Source organism: Priestia sp. BR_2, from assembly GCF_041954005.1.
Lineage (GTDB): Bacteria > Bacillota > Bacilli > Paenibacillales > Paenibacillaceae > Paenibacillus_AQ > Paenibacillus_AQ lautus_A.
The window spans coordinates 1-1437 of record NZ_JAVFHM010000017.1; the positions used below are offsets into that span (position 1 = coordinate 1).

Consider the following 1437-nt stretch of genomic DNA (forward strand, 5'->3'; position numbering starts at 1 on the left):
GACTGAATGATACCACCTGTTCATTTCACTTCCATTACAGGAATATTTTACTTTTATTACGGATTTAATTAATTTTAAACATTTTCTTGTAATATTTCTGACAATTCATTTTTGAATAATGATTAAATTTCATCAAAATCATGTAAAAATTTGAAGAAAACTCTATAAAAAGTTGGAGTTGTATTCGGTGATAAAAGTAACTTATCAGCAAAAAAACCTTCTAAAAGCAGTTAGCTTTTAGAAGGTTTTTTTACTTATATGAAACAGTTAAAGTTGGAGCATATGCAGGATTGTCGCCCCCATAAATTTCAACTACGTCACTTAAAAAGTCCGCTGGACCTGAGCTTGACAAGCGAAACTGAGTTTTGCCGTTCCTATTCATATATCCCCAAAGTGAGGAAGGAAGTTGAATAGTTGTATATCCATTATTGAGTGAAAGCACTGATATTTGGAAGGCCGCTGAAATAGATGGTGAGGCCTGGTATTCTATTTGTTCTAAAGCACTGCTAGTTCCAAATATACCGCTTTTAATATCGCCTTTCAAAGATGAAATATTACCAGTTGAAGATTTGCGATAAATTTTCAAAGATACATCCGTAATACTTGCATCATCAGGTAAAGAACTTGTATCAAAAGATAAAATGGTTCGGTATGTGTCGGTATTGTACATTCCTTTATCCCCAATTTTATGAATAGAACTACTCATACCGTCAGCTGATAAATTTCCGATAAATCCATCTTCAGCAGCAAGCGAAGAAAATACTGAGGATTTCTCTGAAGTTCCAGAAATTTGATAAACTTCCGTCTTTACTCCCTCTTGGTTACCCGCAGCGTCTACACTAAAAAATTTTATTGTTTTGCTAGAGTTGATGGTAATAGACTCAGAATACTTTAGAGAATTAACAGTTGGTATACTTCCATCTAATGTATAGTAAGTGGTGGCAGGTTCATTGGTTGATAATGTGACAGAAACAGAACTTCCATACGTTCCTCCCGCTGGTGAAGCAGCTGTAACCGGCGGGGATATATCTCCTGAATTAGGAGCATCACCATTCTTCGGATGGCTTTTAAAAAAGTTCCAACTTAATTTAGTTGCATTTGGTCCTTTAGGATCTGTATAAGAACCGGATGTACTTCCCCCTGACCAAGCATGTCCCATTCCTTCTATCATGTACTTTTCGATTAGTGTTTTTCCTGCTGTATCTTTGTAAATATATTCCGTATAGCTTCTCCCACCAGATACTGTTGTACCTGGTATAGTTTGATCTGCCGTAGCCTCAATATTTTCACTATCCACCCCATCAGACCCTCTATCATTTTTTTGATCCCCTTGAGATTTTATTTAGTTCCATTTTATTGCCTCAACAGTGTCGTCAGCTCCCCCATTAAACAAACTAACTGGAACCACTTTTTAATCCGCTCCCCTGGCTGATCAGC

At 36.5% G+C, this 1437-nt stretch carries 1 protein-coding gene; it reads right to left on the bottom strand.

All coding sequences use genetic code 11. From position 1 onward, the window contains the following. Positions 1 to 250 precede the first annotated feature (250 nt). A complete protein-coding gene (locus tag RB298_RS00115; protein WP_486045149.1) occupies positions 251 to 1297 on the bottom strand; it encodes a chitobiase/beta-hexosaminidase C-terminal domain-containing protein in 1047 nt (348 codons plus the stop codon). Positions 1298 to 1437: the final 140 nt, after the last annotated feature.